Raw genomic sequence first — 16,404 nt, 5'->3', positions numbered from 1 at the left:
CTTATATATGCAAAAAAAGAAACCCCCGAAATTCCGAGGGCTTCCATCCTATCGCTCAGCCTACATGCCGAGCCATTTTTTGAATAAATGTTTAGTCGTATCCTTGTTGATAGCAGCGATTGAAGTCGTGAGCGGAATGCCCTTCGGACATGCGCGAACACAGTTTTGCGAGTTTCCGCAGCCTTCGATACCGCCATCGGACATAAGCGCATCCAGACGTTCTTCTTTGTTCATCTCACCTGTTGGATGAGCATTAAACAAACGAACCTGTGAAATAGCCGCAGGACCGATAAAGCTGTTCCGATCGTTCACGTTCGGGCAAGCTTCGAGACAAACGCCGCATGTCATGCATTTAGATAGCTCGTAAGCCCATTGACGCTTCGTTTCTGCCATCCGCGGTCCAGGACCTAGATCATACGTACCGTCAATCGGAATCCATGCCTTCACGCGTTTTAGAGCGCCAAACATACGTTCACGGTTAATGACAAGGTCACGTACAACTGGGAATGTGCTCATCGGCTCAAGACGGATGGGCTGCTCCAGCTTATCAACTAGCGCGCTGCATGCTTGACGCGGCTTGCCGTTAATGACCATCGAACAGGCGCCGCAAACTTCTTCCAAGCAATTGGAGTCCCAGCAAACGGGCGCCGTGCTCGCGCCATCAGCCTTCTTCGGATTACGCTGAATTTCCATCAAACCGCTGATTACGTTCATATTCGCGCGGTAAGGAATTTCGAACTCTTCCGTATAAGGCTTTGAATCAGGAGTGTCTTGGCGCGTGATGATAAACTTAACCGATTTTGTAGCTACAGTCGTTTCAGCCATCGTTATTCTCCTTTCTTCTTGTCGCTCGAGTAATCACGTTTACGAGGCTTGATCAAGCTTACATCGATGTCCTCATACGAAATTTGCGGACCTTCCTTCGTCCATTTCGCAATCGTCGATTTCATGAATTGGTCGTCGTCGCGATCCGGGAAATCAGGCTTGTAATGAGCTCCGCGGCTCTCGTTGCGCAGTAGTCCGCCAAGCGTCATTGCTTCTGAAAGCTCAAGCATGTTCCAAAGCTGACGGGTGAATGCCACGCCTGCGTTGTTCCATTGCGCTGTATCATTAATGTTGATGTTAGCGTAACGCTGTTTCAGCTCTTTGATCTTGTGGATCGTTTGCTCCAGCTTATCGTTAAAGCGTACAACCGTCATGTTGTTCGTCATCCATTCGCCAAGCTCTTTGTGAATGACATACGCGTTCTCATTGCCGTTCATGTTAATGATGCTGTTGTATTTATCTGTTTGACGCTTGTTCTCGCGATCGAATACGGAGGAAGCAACATCTTCAGCTGATTTCTTCAAGCCTTTGATATATTCCACGGCCTTCGGTCCAGCTACCATACCGCCGTAAATGGCCGATAGAAGCGAGTTTGCGCCGAGACGGTTCGCGCCATGATATTGATACTCGCACTCGCCGGCTGCGAACAAGCCAGGAATGTTCGTCATTTGGTTGTAATCGACCCACATGCCGCCCATCGAATAGTGGACCGCAGGGAAGATTTTCATTGGAATTTTGCGCGGGTCATCGCCCATGAACTTCTCATAAATTTCAATGATGCCGCCGAGCTTCACGTCAAGCTCCTTCGGATCTTTATGGGAAAGATCAAGGTAAACCATGTTTTCCTGATTGATGCCAAGCTTCTGATCAACGCATACGCTGAAGATTTCACGTGTTGCAATGTCACGAGGCACCAGATTTCCGTAAGCCGGATATTTTTCCTCAAGGAAGTACCAAGGCTTGCCGTCTTTGTAGGTCCAGATCCGTCCGCCTTCACCGCGTGCCGATTCGGACATCAAGCGAAGCTTATCGTCCCCTGGAATCGCTGTCGGGTGAATTTGAATGAATTCGCCGTTCGCGTAGTTCACACCTTGCTGATAAACCGCGCTCGCAGCCGTACCTGTATTGATAACCGAGTTTGTTGTTTTGCCGAAAATAATGCCGGGACCGCCTGATGCAAGAATAACCGCATCCGCACGAACCGTGTGCACTTCCATCGAACGCAAATCCTGCGCTGATACGCCGCGGCAAATGCCGTCGTCATCAACGACCGCGCCAAGGAATTCCCAGTGCTCGTATTTGTTGACTAGACCCGCTGCTTCCCACCGGCGTACTTGCTCGTCCAGCGCATATAGAAGCTGCTGTCCAGTCGTCGCGCCTGCGAAGGCCGTACGCGAATGCTTCGTGCCGCCGAAACGACGGAAGTCGAGCAAACCCTCGGCAGTACGGCTGAACATAACGCCCATCCGGTCCATAAGGTGGATAATGCCTGGTGCCGCGTCGCACATTGCTTTAACAGGCGGCTGATTTGCGAGGAAATCCCCGCCGTAAACTGTATCGTCGAAATGCTCCCATGGAGAATCGCCTTCTCCTTTTGTATTAACAGCGCCGTTAATGCCGCCCTGTGCGCATACTGAGTGGGAACGTTTGACTGGTACTAGTGAAAACAGATCAACGTGTACGCCGGCTTCTGCCGCTTTGATGGTAGCCATCAAGCCGGCAAGACCGCCGCCAACGATGATAATTTTATTTTTAGCCATAACGTTTCGCTCCTTGTCTACAAACTAACCGATATTCGTAAATGCCAATGCCGCACTTGCAGCTTCTTTAAATTCGTCGCCGGTAAATGCGATTAGCGAAAGAATAAACAAAGCGGATACAATAACAAAAACGCCCATGCAAATGTAAGAAGAGATACGTTGAGCTTTCGGGCCGATCGTAATGCCCCAGCTGATCAGAAATGCCCATAGGCCATTGCTGAAGTGAAACACGGCTGCGAGTACGCCGATCACATAAAGCACAAAATAAACAGGGCTGCTTGCAATTTGATTCATCGTTGAGCCCAGCTCTTCATGCGTAATGTTGCCTAGATATACTTGGATCCGCGTTTGGAATACGTGCCAGAATACGAATACAAAGGTGATTACCCCTGTAACGCGCTGTGCAGTGAATGCCCAGTTCCGTCCGTATTTGAAGCGTCCCGTATTCGTGTTCGATTGGTAAGCGACATATAAGCCGTAAATACCATGAAACAATAACGGGAGGTAAATGCCGAAAATCTCGAGCAGCGGGATCACAGGCAAGCTGTTGATAAAATGTACACCTTTGCTGAAGCCTTCCGGTCCGCGCTCAAACGCCTGGTAGTTAGCCAATCCATGTACGACGATAAAACCGCCGAGCGGAATGATCCCGAGAAGCGAGTGAAGCTTGCGCGAGAAATACGAGTTTCCTTTCATGTCATTCCTTCTCCTTTCAAAACTGTGAGTGCTAGCATGCATTTTTTAAAATATAAGAATGTATCGGATATTCCTTTATACATTGCTTATATTTCAGCGCAAATGAAGCGCTGTGCCGCCGAGGGCTGGCATCAGCTTGTTACGCTTGGCAAATCATTCTACATTGTAACCCCAGCATGTACCTCCGTCAACAAAAGTCGACACATATTAGCCACACTTCCCATCCTACTCCTTTTCATCTTATAATGGAATTGCTTATTTTTTATAATTTCTTATAACAAAATGACATAAGGAGCTTCTTTCATGAATGAAGAGATGCATGTCTTTACCGTAATCGTAGAGCAATCCAGCATGAACAAAGCTTCGGTTTTGCTTAATTTGTCCCAGCCCGCGCTCTCCCGCAAAATAGCCAAGCTTGAACAGGAGCTGGGCTCGCCGTTATTTCGCCGAATTGGCAAACGGCTGGAGCTCACTCGGATCGGCCAGCTGACCTATGAATATGCCCTTGAGCTGCGCCAGCTCCATCGTAAATATTTGCAAACCGTCTCTGAATTTACATCTACGGGACATACCACGCTGACGATAGGCGCAAGTCTGACGACACTGCAAACGACGCTGCCGGATTTGATCCAACGGCTGACTTCCACTCACCCTGAAATCGATATCAAAGCGGTAACGGGCAAAACCCATGAAATTGTATCGCTCGTACGCGACCATAAAGCAGATATCGGGATTGTCGCCTCCAGCATTGAGGATTCCACGCTCCGGTGCATTCCTTTGTTCGAGGATCATTTATCGCTTGTGCTGCCGCGCAATCAGGTCATAACCGACAAAGGCGCTCTTGGCATACAGGATTTGACCGGCATGCCGATGATCTTGTTCTCCAAGGGTACATGGTACCGGCTCCTTACCGACGAGCTCTTCGACAAGTATCATCTCCAGCCGGATGTGCGGATGGAAATTGATTCGTTCGAAGCGATTTTGCGCTTGCTTCATACATGCCGAGCCGCAACTCTCCTTCCGCAATCCTACATGCGCAATCAGCTTCTTGAAGATAACGAGCTTATCGTCATGCCTATACGCGAGCTCGAAGATACGAAGCGGACAACCTCGCTCATACATGCGGATTCCGCCGCGTTAAGCCCTTCCGTTCGGCTATGGATTAATGAGCTGGCCGCACGCTTCCCTACGAAAAAGGACATCAGCCTCTAAAGAGGCTGATGTCCTCATCATTTCCAATATTAAGCTTCCGAATCCATGCCAAGCCTTTTTGCCATAAACGCAGTAGTACTCGCTTGAAGCAGAACCGTAACGAGAATGGCCATTAATGTTATCGAAGCGATCTTGTCCGCATATTGAATACCGGCGCTCGTGATCATCCCGGATAAAACAGCTGGGATGACACCTGTCTCTCGCACCCACATCATAAATAGCAGCTCATTTTTTTGCCATTCTGCCTTCCGATCAGGAAGGCTGCAGGCGAGAACGGTAATGGGGCGTGCGATAAACATAAGCACTATGATAACCACAAAGCTTTGCCAGCCATATTCGATCAGCAAGGCGAGATCGACTTGACTGCCGAGCAGCACAAAAATGAGCATGCGCAGCATTACCGTCACGTTATCTGAGAAGTGAACGATTTCCGACTCTTTTTCATCCAATTGCAGCTTCAAAAACCGAGGATTTCCCCATATTAGTCCCGCTACAAAGGTAGCCATAAAGCCGCTCACATGCAATAAATCACCAAGCAAATACGCAGACAAGGCCGTTGCCAGCATGGCGATGGTCGTGTAGTCCCGTAATATGCCCAGCTTCAGATGAGCCACAACGAATACAGAGACAGCGCCGACCAACAGGCCTAATGCAATGCCCCCAAATGCTGTATAAGCGAACTGGTAAAGCAGAGGTCCAGCCTCTAATGCCGATTTCCCTGTTATCGCAGCAATTAAGGCAAACGTAATAATGGAGCCGGTCGCATCGTTAAAAGCCGATTCGCTTTCAACGGTCTCGCGTACCTTCTTCCTAATGGAAACCTGTCGAAATACCGGTATGATCGAAGCCGGATCCGTCGAAGCGATAACAGAGGCTGCGAGAAGCGCGTACATCCATTCTATGCCGAAAATAAAATGGATAGCTGTGCCTACGACCGCAACGGTTATAAGAACGCCCGGAACACTCAGCAAGGCGACCGTCCATTTCACTTTGCTTAGCCCGGGTAGACTAATATTGCGCCCTCCGTCAAATAAAATAACGGTCGAGCCTACTATTAATATCAGCTGGTTAATTAAGGAGCTGCTTGATTCATTGATCCAGTGCAAGCCCTGTCCAAGCAGCACGCCTACTATAATAAAAGCAGCTACATCAGGGATGCGAAGATGGACAGCCGCTCGGCCTGCCAGCATACCGGCTGTTACGATGAGAATAAGCAATATAAGCAGATGATGAATGACTGGTGTTGCCGCGGTTTCCAACTGCATCTCACTTCCGTTCTTGAAGCTGAGGCTTCTTAGCGTATTACCGTTTCCTCAAAGTCTTCGATTTGCTCATTCGTTCCAATAATAACCATCACATCGCGTAAAGCAAGCACGTCCGTTGCCGTAGGCGCAATAATAATACCGCTTGGCTTATTAATGGCTACGATGCTGCAGCCAAATCTGGCGCGCGGATTTAAATCATGCAGCGATTTACCGTCCAAGCATTGGGGTACCGCAAGCTCCGCAATAGTATATTCCTTTGAAAGCTCAATATAATCGAGCAGGTTCGGAGAAACGAGCTGATGCGCAACCCTGATTCCCATATCTCTCTCCGGATAGACGACACGGTCAACGCCTATTTTCTCAAGCACGCGACCATGAAGCTCACTCATCGCCTTGGCGACAACTTGCTTTACGCCTAAGTCCTTAAGCAGAATCGTCGTCAAAATACTGGATTGAATGTCATCGCCAATTGCGACAACACCGCAGTCAAAGTTCCGCACGCCGAGCGAACGCAGCGTTTCCTCATCTGTGCAGTCGGCCGATACGGCATAGGTAAGCACGCCGCTCATTTCCTGAACGGCTTCCTCATCCTTGTCAATGCCGAGTACCTCATGACCGAGCTCAACGAGCTCCCGTCCCAGGCTTGAGCCAAAACGGCCTAATCCAATAATGACAAACTGCTTCTTCTTTATTCCCACTTGCGTATGTCTCCTATCCAATCGTAATTTTGCCTTCAGGATGCCGGTACAATTCTTTTTCTGTGCGCGGTCCTAACGCATAAGCAAGCGTCAATGGACCAAGCCGACCAGCAAACATCGTTAATGCAATGACTATTTTCCCAACATTGCTGAGCTCTGGCGTAACGCCCACGGACAAGCCTACCGTACCGAAGGCTGACGTCGCTTCGAACAACAGTTTAATAAACGCTTGATCCTCGGTCATCGACAAGATCATCGTAACGACAATGACCAGCCCTAGTGAAATCAAGGTAATGGTAAGCGCCTTGAAAATCCTGTCTTTGCCGAGCCGGTACCGAAAGAGCACGATATCATCACGTCCGCGAATCATCGCAACAACGGCACCAATCAAAGTCGTAAAGGTCGTTGTCTTAATCCCGCCGCCGGTTGACCCGGGTGACGCACCGATGAACATCAAAATGATCGTAAAAAATACGGTGGCCTGACGAAGAGCCGTATAATCCAGCGTATTAGCCCCTGCTGTCCTTGGCGTTACAGACTGGAAAAAAGAGGACCAAATTTTACCGCTCCAGTCCAAAGACCCAAGCGTCTTCGAATTGGAAAATTCAAAAACAAAAATAACGATTGCACCTACTGCTATTAATGTTCCCGTCATGGAAAGAACAACTTTACTATGCAGCGATAACCTTTGGTTTTTACGGAATTCCATTAGATCCGACATAACGACAAAGCCCAAGCCTCCCGTTATGATGAGCATCATAGCTGCTATATTGACGATCGGGTCCTCTACATAAAGCGTAAGGCTTCGGTAGTTTCCGAAAATATCAAACCCGGCGTTATTGAACAACGATACGGCGTGGAATGCACCGAAAAACAACGCTTTGCCTATAGGCATATCAAATGTAAACCTGGTGGAAAAAAGGATAAATCCGACAAATTCGATTGTTAATGAATAAACGATAACCCGCCTGATCAATCTTACGATTCCTTCCATGCTCGATTGATTCATAGCCTCCTGCAGCAATAACCGCTCGCGTAATGAAATTTTCTTGCGCAGCACGAGCGCGACAAGCGTTGCCATTGTCATAAAGCCGAGTCCGCCGAGCTGGAACAGGCACATTAATATAACCTGACCCGCCACCGAAAAATAAGTGCCTGTATCTACGACAACCAGCCCCGTTACGCAGGTGGCTGACGTTGCCGTAAACAATGCGTCTATAAAAGGCAGCCTCTCCCCGTTCGCCGATGCAAACGGCATGGATAATAACAGTGCACCCAGTAATATAATAAGAGCAAACCCGCTTACCAATATCCGTGGGGGCGACCATTTAAGAACATTCCAATCAACTTTCATTCTTCTAACCTTCTTCAGCGATATGTCATAACCAATCAATATCTATATTTAAGCATAAAAAAAAGCACTGAAACTCAAGTGCTCTATGCGATGAGTCCTGTTCCATGATGCCTACGAGGTTAGCTGACGGATTCGGGCCTGGACAGGCAGCCCTATTCGGCGGCGGAAGACAATGCTTCACCGCTAAAATTCACCCCATGCCGCCAATTATGAATCGATTCGCCTGAATCTCAATCATATCTTTTGACAGCTTTATGGTTCCCCCGATTTCCTTAGGAAATTCGGCTTGCTATGCGATTTGTATGACGTTAACGATTATAATCCCAAAGCAGTCTTGATATAAAGCTGACGTTTGGGACAAACAAGACGATTTTAGACCAAATAAGGGCAACCGGACGAAGCAGTAAGCATCAAGCTTGCCGGACATCGTTATTTCGCATTATTTTGAGAGTAAACGTGCTTTTTCATTGGATAATTCAGGGATTTATATGTTAAGGTATTGGAATAAGCTATTTATTAAAAGGACAGTTGAGGTGAACCCATGATTGATTCAATCAAGCCGAATGAATGGAAACGTTTTCTATGGGCTGCGATTGCCTGCTTCCTCATTTACGCTGCTGTTGAAGTAGGACCCATGATCGCATCCATCGTTTCCGGAGAAATAGACACAAAGGTTATTGAAAAGACTGCCGCCGAGGACCGCGCTTCTGCTTTCGCCGAGAAGCAAACGGGCCTTCAGGTGAAATCGGCGAAAGCCGTGCATCAAACCGATAAGCTGATGAACGGCTACTTATCCAAGCATAAGCTGATCGAAACGTATAGCGATAAATATGATCAGAGCTTTCCTACGGATACGTTTCAAGTCGATTTGAAATTTACGGACGGCGGAAACGGCTTCGTATATGTACATATGCAAAGTGAAAAGATCGTAGCCTGGAACTTTCATATTGACGGACAAGAGCTGGCAGACGCTGATAAAAACAAGGTGGTTAATGCTTTTCTAGCCACTCAGAGCCTTGGAGGCGCTGCATTTAAAGAAAGTAAAATAGAAGAAAACGGCGAGTGGCATGGCGAAGCGCCTGCCGGCTATGTCATCGAAGAAGCTGCGCTTAACATCGATATCTACGCGCAGAACATCCATGGAAAAAACATGGTCACCAAATATAAACCAGCATTCGTTGCACCTGCTGACTATATCAAATATGTGAAGAAGCAGGATAAATGGGCAGGCTTCCTTACCGGCTTCGGTTACATGTTCATGAGCTTCGTTCTTTTTGTTCTAGCCATTATTTACGCAGTGCTGTACCGAAAATTCACGTCTTTCAAATACGGCATTATTTTGACCGTCGTTTATTTTATCACCTATATCATTATGAACTTGAATGTACTCGACGGCATTCGAGCTTCGTTAGGCGAAAACGAGCTGGCCGGGCAAGCTGTCCTGTTTACTGCCATATTCACAGTTCTGTTAACCATTCCGATGGCCGGATCCATATATATCTCAATCGTAGCCGGCGACGGACTATGGAAAGCCCAGGGCCGTGCCTTATGGCCGCGATTCGGTCAGAAGGGGTATGGAGATTATGTATGGCGGAGCATGGGGCTTGCTTATTTATTCGCAATTATTTTGTTTGCCGTTCAATCGGTTATCTTCATTGCGCTTAGGCTGACGATCGGTACTTGGGATACGTCTGATGCTACCCAATCGCCTTACAATATGGGCATTCTATGGCTCATGCCCGTCCTTGCTTGGGCTGCCGCTATTTCCGAGGAAGCCGTCTTCCGCTTCTTCGGCATCGGGTTATTCCGCAGATGGTTCAAAAATACGTTTGCCGCAGCGCTGTTCCCTACTCTATTTTGGGCGCTTGGGCATGTGATGTATCCGTTCTACCCGTCCTCGACAAGATTGATCGAGCTGATGATTATCGGCCTTCTGTTCAGCTTTATTTTCGTCAGATACGGCTTCATTACGGCGATGTTCACCCATGCGATCTTTAACAGCGTAGCGGTTGGCATGTCCTTGCTTACGATCGGAACAGCGCCTAATATCATCTCGGCTATCTTTTTCTCGGTGCTGCCAGTCATTATTGCGTTTGTTCTCAAATATTTTAGCCGCAAAAAAGAAAAGAAGCCGTCATTTACGACGACTCCTCCCCTAGAGCAGCTATAATTTGCGAAGCTAATTTATCCCCTATAGACAGAGGCCGAAAGTCTTCGACTGAGGCCTCTTTTATTTTCTTGATGGAGCCAAAATGCTTAAGCAGAAGTTTCCGGCGCTTCTCGCCAATGCCAGGGATCGAATCGAGCTTCGACTCCACCATCGACTTGGCCCGCTGCTCCCGGTGGAACGTAATCGCAAAGCGATGCACTTCGTCCTGAATGCGCTGCAGCAAATAAAATTCTTGGCTGTCGCGCGGCAACGGAACAATCTCCGCCGGATCGCCGGTCATGAGCTGAGCCGTCTTATGCTTCGCATCCTTCACTAGCCCGCATACGGGAATGAAAAGTCCAAGCTCATTCTCAAGCACATCAAGCGCCGCCGAAATCTGTCCCTTCCCGCCATCGACAACGATCAGATCCGGAGGCGTAATTTCCTCCTTGAGCACACGCTCGTAACGGCGCCTTATAACCTCTCGCATCGTTTCGTAATCATCCGGGCCCTTCACGGTCTTGACCTTGTATTTGCGGTATTCCTTGCGGTCTGGCTTGCCGTCCGTGAAGACGACCATTGCTGAGACGGGGTTCGTACCTTGAATGTTCGAGTTATCAAAAGCTTCGATTCTGCGAACTTCTTCCAAACCGAGCCAACCGGCTAACGACTCCGACGCTTTGACGCTGCGCTCCTCGTCCCGCTCGATGAGACGGAACTTCTCGTCCAGCATGACCTTCGCGTTGTCGATCGCCATCGTCACGACCTCGCTCTTGCGTCCCCGCTGCGGCATCAGTACCTTAACCTTGAGCCAGCTGTGCAGGGAAGCAATAACATCATCCGCATGCGAGGAGATCTCGTCTGCGGCCGCAGACCCATCGGCTGCTTCGGCTTGCTCATACTCTGGGGGCAGCGGCAGCAAAATTTGTTTCGGGAGTGCGGGATTGTCGCTGTAGTACTGCGTCACAAACGTCATGAAATCGTCGTAGGCTTCCCCGTAATAGGGGAAGGTCGTCCCATGCCGTTCGATAAGCTTACCTTGGCGCATATAAAGAATTTGCACACACATCCAGCCCTTATCTACCGCAAAGCCAAAGATATCGCGGTCAAGCGCATCAGACATCGTAATTTTCTGTTTCTCCATGACGGCATCAATCGCAATCAGTTGATCCCTGAGCTCCTTGGCCCGCTCGAATTCCAGCTTCTCTGCCGCTTCTTCCATCTTGCGCTGCAGCTCTATTTTCACTACATCCTGACCGCCGTTTAGAAACCGCGAAATTTCTTGGATCATGCGGTCATACTCCGTTTGCTCCACATCGAATTCACAGGGCGCAATACATTGCCCGAGATGATAATACAAGCAGACCTTATCCGGCAGCGTCTTGCACTTCCGCAAAGGATAGAGACGGTCAAGCAGCTTCTTCGTCTGCTGTGCCGCATAGGCATTTGGATAAGGGCCGAAATACTTGCCTTTGTCTTTGATGATTCGTCTTGTGACCTCAAGCTTCGGATGCTTCTCGTTCGTTATTTTGATGTATGGAAAAGTTTTGTCATCCTTTAATAGGACGTTATATCTTGGATGGTATTGTTTAATTAGATTGCATTCCAAAATAAGTGCTTCCATATTGCTAGAGGTTACGATGAATTCAAAATCGCGAATTTCAGACACCAGCCGCTGCGTTTTCCCGTTGTGGCTGCCATTGAAATAAGAACGCACGCGGTTTTTGAGCACCTTCGCCTTGCCGACATAAATAATGACGCCTTCGCTGTTTTTCATAAGGTAACAGCCCGATTGATCGGGGAGCAAAGCTAGTTTGTTCCGTATCGTCTCTTTGGCCTCTGCAAGCTCCTGCTCCGCCTGCAACCGATCCGTATGTTGTTGACCCATGCTCTCGCCTCCGACTGCCTAATGATTCTGTACACATTTTAGCATAATTAGACCGTATTTTGTCTTACAATTGTCACCTCTATTTGCTTTACAACTGTTTGGCTGTTTGGGTATACTAATATAAGTTGAATAAACCGATACTACATAAAGACGACCGCTCAAGGTTGTGATTGAAGCAATCGGTCTTTTTCAAGGAGGACGTAAGCGATGGAAAATGTAAGAGACCCGCGCGAGCATTTTAACGAAGAGCCTCGCGATGACTTGATGGATGTCGTCTTCGGCTTTGGCGGAATGCTCGGTTTTATGACCGTCATTTTCGCAATTGCCGTAATCGTAAAGTTCATCATCTCGTAAAAAAAAGGAGCAGAATACTGCTCCTTTTTTTATTTTCAGTCATTTTCCTTTTGTGCTTGCCGCATAGCCGCATCTGTATTTGGGAAACGAATCAGATAAGGATAGAGCAAAATAAGTCCGAGTATATAAAGAAGCAGCGCAAATAGTGCCGGCGAGAGATGCCAAAAATCAATATAGCCAATTGATAGATGCACGCTTAAGCCGGCATAGAAGCCCGGCGCGCCGGCGAGAAGCAGCGTCCACCATATCCAGCGCGAGCCCTGCTGAATTCCCCATAATGCCGTTATCAGAATGGCAATCGCCGCGCAAAGCAGCGCTCCGCCAAATCCCGCTCTGTCATGGGCAATTAACGGAATCAATCTCGCATTCGATTCATTCAGCCCAATTAACGTCGTATCCAAATAAACGAGATCCGTCCGAACGAATACTTCTGAAATCCCCACTGCTGAAATCGTAATCCCACCTATAGCAAGCGCGAAGCCTAGCGCCACAAAGCAAAGCTGTCCCCACATTGCCCTGCGCCAAAGTCGGCCGTTCCGGACATTGACAGGCAAGCGGTAAACCTGGTCAGGATTACTGCGCATCGCAAGCAGAAACATCGGAAATAGAACTGCCGCAGCCAATGCGTGCAGCGGGTCGAAATAGCCGTAGCCCACAAAAAGAAAAAAGCTTGCAAAACCGACAATCCCTGAAGTGAGCAGCGCCGTCCTAGCCCAGTGCAGGCTGTGTCTTAATCCATGCCTGGCTAGCTGAAAATATAAAATTCCGATCGTAATCATCGTACCCGATAACGTGATTCGGTCATGGGACATGAAATGGAGCAGATTGTGATTGATTTGATGCAATTCCTCTAATGACATTCCAATAAAGGACAAATCATAGGGCAGCAGCACCGTGGTTGCTGCGATGATCCAGGATAATAACCCCCCGAGCATCATGCCGATGCCGAGCAGGCACATCCAGCCCCAATGCCTCCAGAAAGAAGCTGTCTGTTCTACCCGCTGATCCTTAACCTGCTCGAAGATCATCGCTTCGTTTATTCGCTTCGGCAGTCCTGGTCCCGCAAACACGAGGCCGCTATGAAGCATAATGGCGCTCGCGCCCGCTTGAAGCAAATCCAATGCATCCTGCGGCTCATGTACGCCTCCGCCTGCCTTGATCACCCAATCAGGCCCGCATGATGAGCGCAGAAGCTTAATTTTGGATAAGCTATCGGCCTTTGCAGATTTGCTTACTATGCATCCGAAGCTTGCTCCAGCCTCTACGCAAACGGATTCGCCAACGACGACCCCGCTCCAAAAGCCGTTCTGTGCTGTTGCTATTAGCGCCAAAAGCTGTTCATTCGGATAATCAGGAGGCGCATATAGGAACAAAGGTGCTTGGACATCGGGCAGGCTTTGCAGCAGGCTCGCGAAATTCTTCAAAATTGCGCTAGCATCCTCCCAGCTTCTAGCTCCATAAAGCACATCGATATAAAATCCGTCAGCGCCTGCTGCGGAAAGCTGTTCCATCATGCTTACAAGCTCGATTGCCGACTGCTCACGCGATGCGAACGGCATTGGCGCAATGCGCACAAACTGGGGCAATGGATGGCCAGGATTGGCAATCCGCCGAGCGAATCGCTGAGCGCCGTCATTCTCATAATAGTCCGGGTATTGCAACCTTTCCCTTTCCGTATTTTTAATTATTGGCTCTTCACAGCGGATCTCCTGAACCGTAACGGGTCCATGCTCTATAAATCCAATCCCGAACTGCGCAAATGCTCTGTGAGCAATTCCTTCCGGGTCTACGCCCCCGGAGAGTCCTATCGGTGCATCCAAAGAAATTGCTGCTAATTCCCGCTTTAGAAGCGGAGTCGGCTCCATATGGCCAAACGTCCGGACCACGAATGAACCGCCTGGCATTTTGCTTAGGCCGCCGATGGCATGAAGCGTAATCGCTCTGCTTAAACGGCCAGGAAGCCTAAATAACAGAGGACGAAATATAGTTTGATAGCTCCAATCCGGCATGTTTATTCTCCCTGCAAGCTGCTTTTTTCTTTCTTCCATTGTAGAAAACAATAGGCTTAGTTACAATAAAAGCTTGATTTTCATATAAAAAAACAAGGAGCAGTCCCAAGGATCATAGATCGATGGGTCAGCTCCTTGCTTATTTTTTCGTTATCGATATGGAGTGTCTTCTTAACGATCCGCTACTGAACGATACGGAGCGCCTCGCTTGAGGATTGGCTTTCTCTCTGCTTCGTTTGCTGCTGGGACTCGGACGGAACCTGCTGCTTCTGAGAGGATCCGTCATAACGCGTTCTTTCCGTCCGGTCGATTTGTACGATTCTGCCGTCATGAACGGTAATCGTCACATGTCCATAACTTAGTCCGCTAACCTGATCCGCGATTCGCTCCAGCCATTGTTGATCTACTTCTAACGGTTTTGCCATTCGAAACCCCTCCATTTAAATTGACTTAGTCGGATTTTACGGCCAGTTTTTGCTGACCGGACTTCCATTCCACAATGTTTTTCACGATCAGCGTAATGACGGCAAGCATTACGAGCAATGATGCGACCGCAAAGGATGCGGAAAATTGATATTCGTTATACAAAATTTCGATATGCAGCGGCAGTGTATTCGTTTCTCCGCGAATATGACCGGATACGACGGACACTGCCCCAAACTCGCCCATGGCGCGGGCATTACATAAAATAACGCCGTATAGCAGTCCCCACTTGATGTTGGGGAGAGTAACCTTCCAAAAAATTTGCCATCCCTTAGCCCCAAGACTGGCTGCCGCTTCCTCCTCTTGCACCCCTTGCGCCTGCATAAGCGGAATAAGCTCGCGGGCTACAAAAGGTACCGTGACGAAAACGGTAGCAAGCACAATGCCAGGCACCGCGAATATGATTTGAATGCCCCGTTCATCCAGCCACGGTCCGAGAAAGCCTTGTGCACCGAACAGCAGCACGTAGATCAAGCCGGAAATGACAGGAGATACGGCAAATGGCAAATCGATTAAAGTGATCAATATATTTTTGCCACGGAATCGGAATTTGCTTATTGCCCAAGCTGCCGCAACCCCGAATATGGTGTTAATGGGTACGGCAATCAACGCTACAATGAGCGTAAGCCTAAGCGCTGACAAGGCATCCGGCTCCGTTATGGAATCGATATATACGCCAATGCCTTTCTTGAACGCTTCGACAAATACTGATGCGAGCGGCAGCAATACAATCAATCCGAGAAACAGCATGGCGATTCCAATCAGCAGCCACCGCACGGGACCCGATTCCGTTATATGCTGCGGCCGTTTCGAGGCTTCTTCATTGGTATGAACGGTAATTGCTCCAGCCATTTGTATATGCCCCCTTCTTAGTCTGACACAGTACGGCGATTCATCCGCCACTGCAGTAGATTAATGACTAACAGCATGAGGAAGGACACAACAAGCATGACAAGTGCAATTGCGGTAGCTCCAGCGTAATCATACTGCTCCAGCTTCGTCATGATTAGTAGCGGCGTAATTTCTGTCTTTAGCGGCATGTTCCCGGAAATAAAGACAACCGAGCCATACTCGCCGATGCCTCTTGCAAATGCGAGCGCAAAACCTGTTAAAAGCGCTGGCATAAGCTCCGGCAAAATGACCTTCCAAAACGTCCGCAGACGATAAGCTCCAAGCATGACGGCTGCTTCCTCCGTCTCCTTCTCCATATCCTGCAGCACCGGCTGCACGGTTCGTACGACAAAGGGAAGACCGATGAATATAAGTGCAATCGTAATTCCAATCGGCGTGTAAGCAACCTTTACGCCAAGCGGTTCTAATAGAGAGCCTACCCAGCCGTTAGGTGCATAGATAGCCGTTAACGCAATACCCGCAACAGCCGTCGGCAGCGCAAAGGGCAGATCGACCAAGCTGTCGATAAGCTTCTTGCCTGGGAAGCGGTAACGGACAAGCACCCAAGCAATTAATAAACCGAATACGGCATTAACAAGCCCGGCAAAAAAGGCGGTAAGGAAGCTGATGCGATAGGAAGCGACTACGCGAGCATTCGTAACCGTGCTCCAAAACTCCGTCCAGCTGAGCTCTGCCGTTTTGAAAAAAACGGCAGTCAACGGTATTAATACGATTATGCTCAAGTAAAACAAAGTGAAACCTAACGATAAACCAAAACCCGGAAGTACGTTGCGGGACTTGGAACCTTTCATGTGAAGTC

At 48.6% G+C, this 16,404-nt stretch carries 14 protein-coding genes and 1 riboswitch; of the genes, 3 read left to right on the top strand and 11 right to left on the bottom strand.

All coding sequences use genetic code 11. The features are described 5' to 3' along the window. Nucleotides 1-60: 60 nt before the first annotated feature. Genes sdhB through AC1DLI_RS06015 form a run of 3 tightly spaced genes read right to left on the bottom strand, consistent with a single transcriptional unit; the run spans nucleotide 61 to nucleotide 3,281 of the window. Nucleotides 61-825: a succinate dehydrogenase iron-sulfur subunit gene (gene sdhB, locus AC1DLI_RS06025; protein ID WP_309000262.1), complete on the bottom strand. Its 765-nt coding sequence runs from the start codon at nucleotides 823-825 to the stop codon at nucleotides 61-63. Nucleotides 826-827: 2 nt separating this feature from the next. Next, nucleotides 828-2,585 (bottom strand): succinate dehydrogenase flavoprotein subunit, encoded by a 1,758-nt coding sequence (gene sdhA, locus AC1DLI_RS06020; RefSeq protein WP_309000263.1) that lies wholly within the window; start codon nucleotides 2,583-2,585, stop codon nucleotides 828-830. 24 nt (nucleotides 2,586-2,609) lie between these two features. Continuing rightward, nucleotides 2,610-3,281, bottom strand: a complete 672-nt coding sequence (locus tag AC1DLI_RS06015; RefSeq protein WP_477600558.1) for a succinate dehydrogenase cytochrome b558 subunit — start codon at nucleotides 3,279-3,281, stop codon at nucleotides 2,610-2,612. Nucleotides 3,282-3,584: 303 nt separating this feature from the next. Here AC1DLI_RS06015 and AC1DLI_RS06010 point away from each other — a divergent pair, with 303 nt between their 5' ends. Next, the gene (locus AC1DLI_RS06010) at nucleotides 3,585-4,493 is read left to right on the top strand and encodes a LysR family transcriptional regulator (RefSeq protein WP_477600556.1); all 909 of its coding nucleotides are present in this window, start codon (nucleotides 3,585-3,587) and stop codon (nucleotides 4,491-4,493) included. A gap of 29 nt (nucleotides 4,494-4,522) precedes the next feature. Here AC1DLI_RS06010 and AC1DLI_RS06005 read toward each other — a convergent pair whose 3' ends face one another. From AC1DLI_RS06005 to AC1DLI_RS05995, 3 genes are read right to left on the bottom strand one after another with little or no spacing between them, the layout of a single operon-like run. Further along, nucleotides 4,523-5,758 (bottom strand): cation:proton antiporter, encoded by a 1,236-nt coding sequence (locus tag AC1DLI_RS06005; RefSeq protein ID WP_477600554.1) that lies wholly within the window; start codon nucleotides 5,756-5,758, stop codon nucleotides 4,523-4,525. Nucleotides 5,759-5,787: 29 nt separating this feature from the next. Beyond that, on the bottom strand, nucleotides 5,788-6,450 hold the full coding sequence (locus tag AC1DLI_RS06000) for a potassium channel family protein (protein ID WP_477600670.1): 663 nt from the start codon (nucleotides 6,448-6,450) through the stop codon (nucleotides 5,788-5,790). Nucleotides 6,451-6,469: 19 nt separating this feature from the next. Then, nucleotides 6,470-7,810 carry a TrkH family potassium uptake protein gene (locus AC1DLI_RS05995; protein WP_477600552.1) on the bottom strand — a complete coding sequence of 447 codons (1,341 nt, stop codon included), beginning with the start codon at nucleotides 7,808-7,810 and terminating at the stop codon, nucleotides 6,470-6,472. 93 nt (nucleotides 7,811-7,903) lie between these two features. Next, nucleotides 7,904-8,107: riboswitch (cyclic di-AMP (ydaO/yuaA leader) on the bottom strand. Between the two features lie 244 nt (nucleotides 8,108-8,351). Between AC1DLI_RS05995 and AC1DLI_RS05990 the strand changes: the two genes are divergently transcribed. Next, nucleotides 8,352-9,980, top strand: a complete 1,629-nt coding sequence (locus AC1DLI_RS05990) for a CPBP family intramembrane glutamic endopeptidase (RefSeq protein WP_477600550.1) — start codon at nucleotides 8,352-8,354, stop codon at nucleotides 9,978-9,980. Here the strand turns inward: AC1DLI_RS05990 and uvrC are convergent. Further along, on the bottom strand, nucleotides 9,949-11,847 hold the full coding sequence (gene uvrC, locus AC1DLI_RS05985; protein ID WP_477600548.1) for an excinuclease ABC subunit UvrC: 1,899 nt from the start codon (nucleotides 11,845-11,847) through the stop codon (nucleotides 9,949-9,951). The two genes, AC1DLI_RS05990 and uvrC, sit on opposite strands and share 32 nt — an antisense overlap. Nucleotides 11,848-12,054: 207 nt before the next feature. On the opposite strand from uvrC, the gene AC1DLI_RS05980 reads away from it, so the two are divergent. Further along, complete coding sequence (locus tag AC1DLI_RS05980; protein WP_308994459.1) at nucleotides 12,055-12,201, top strand: YqzM family protein; 147 nt, start codon at nucleotides 12,055-12,057, stop codon at nucleotides 12,199-12,201. Between the two features lie 35 nt (nucleotides 12,202-12,236). Here AC1DLI_RS05980 and AC1DLI_RS05975 read toward each other — a convergent pair whose 3' ends face one another. From AC1DLI_RS05975 to cysT, 4 genes are all read right to left on the bottom strand, one after another. Continuing rightward, nucleotides 12,237-14,210, bottom strand: a complete 1,974-nt coding sequence (locus AC1DLI_RS05975) for a dihydroorotate dehydrogenase (protein ID WP_477600546.1) — start codon at nucleotides 14,208-14,210, stop codon at nucleotides 12,237-12,239. 182 nt (nucleotides 14,211-14,392) lie between these two features. Further along, a complete protein-coding gene (locus AC1DLI_RS05970) occupies nucleotides 14,393-14,635 on the bottom strand; it encodes a YezD family protein (RefSeq protein WP_477600544.1) in 243 nt (80 codons plus the stop codon). Nucleotides 14,636-14,660: 25 nt separating this feature from the next. Next, nucleotides 14,661-15,545 carry a sulfate ABC transporter permease subunit CysW gene (gene cysW, locus AC1DLI_RS05965; RefSeq protein WP_308994456.1) on the bottom strand — a complete coding sequence of 295 codons (885 nt, stop codon included), beginning with the start codon at nucleotides 15,543-15,545 and terminating at the stop codon, nucleotides 14,661-14,663. A 17-nt stretch (nucleotides 15,546-15,562) separates the two neighbouring features. Next, nucleotides 15,563-16,396, bottom strand: a complete 834-nt coding sequence (gene cysT, locus AC1DLI_RS05960; RefSeq protein WP_477600541.1) for a sulfate ABC transporter permease subunit CysT — start codon at nucleotides 16,394-16,396, stop codon at nucleotides 15,563-15,565. Between the last annotated feature and the right edge of the window lie 8 nt (nucleotides 16,397-16,404).

The organism is Paenibacillus sp. 01T443 (assembly GCF_056398325.1).
Note: the sequence above shows the minus strand (reverse complement) of the source record. Positions and strands in the feature narration are given on the sequence as shown.

Excerpts from the sequence above, each read along its gene's own strand:
- sdhB (WP_309000262.1), bottom strand. The coding sequence starts at position 825 with ATGGCTGAAACGACTGTAGCTACAAAATCGGTTAAGTTTATCATCACG.
- sdhA (WP_309000263.1), bottom strand. The coding sequence starts at position 2,585 with ATGGCTAAAAATAAAATTATCATCGTTGGCGGCGGTCTTGCCGGCTTG.
- AC1DLI_RS06015 (WP_477600558.1), bottom strand. The coding sequence starts at position 3,281 with ATGAAAGGAAACTCGTATTTCTCGCGCAAGCTTCACTCGCTTCTCGGG.
- AC1DLI_RS06010 (WP_477600556.1), top strand. The coding sequence starts at position 3,585 with ATGAATGAAGAGATGCATGTCTTTACCGTAATCGTAGAGCAATCCAGC.
- AC1DLI_RS06005 (WP_477600554.1), bottom strand. The coding sequence starts at position 5,758 with ATGCAGTTGGAAACCGCGGCAACACCAGTCATTCATCATCTGCTTATA.
- AC1DLI_RS05995 (WP_477600552.1), bottom strand. The coding sequence starts at position 7,810 with ATGAAAGTTGATTGGAATGTTCTTAAATGGTCGCCCCCACGGATATTG.
- AC1DLI_RS05990 (WP_477600550.1), top strand. The coding sequence starts at position 8,352 with ATGATTGATTCAATCAAGCCGAATGAATGGAAACGTTTTCTATGGGCT.
- uvrC (WP_477600548.1), bottom strand. The coding sequence starts at position 11,847 with ATGGGTCAACAACATACGGATCGGTTGCAGGCGGAGCAGGAGCTTGCA.
- AC1DLI_RS05980 (WP_308994459.1), top strand. The coding sequence starts at position 12,055 with ATGGAAAATGTAAGAGACCCGCGCGAGCATTTTAACGAAGAGCCTCGC.
- AC1DLI_RS05975 (WP_477600546.1), bottom strand. The coding sequence starts at position 14,210 with ATGCCGGATTGGAGCTATCAAACTATATTTCGTCCTCTGTTATTTAGG.
- AC1DLI_RS05970 (WP_477600544.1), bottom strand. The coding sequence starts at position 14,635 with ATGGCAAAACCGTTAGAAGTAGATCAACAATGGCTGGAGCGAATCGCG.
- cysW (WP_308994456.1), bottom strand. The coding sequence starts at position 15,545 with ATGGCTGGAGCAATTACCGTTCATACCAATGAAGAAGCCTCGAAACGG.
- cysT (WP_477600541.1), bottom strand. The coding sequence starts at position 16,396 with ATGAAAGGTTCCAAGTCCCGCAACGTACTTCCGGGTTTTGGTTTATCG.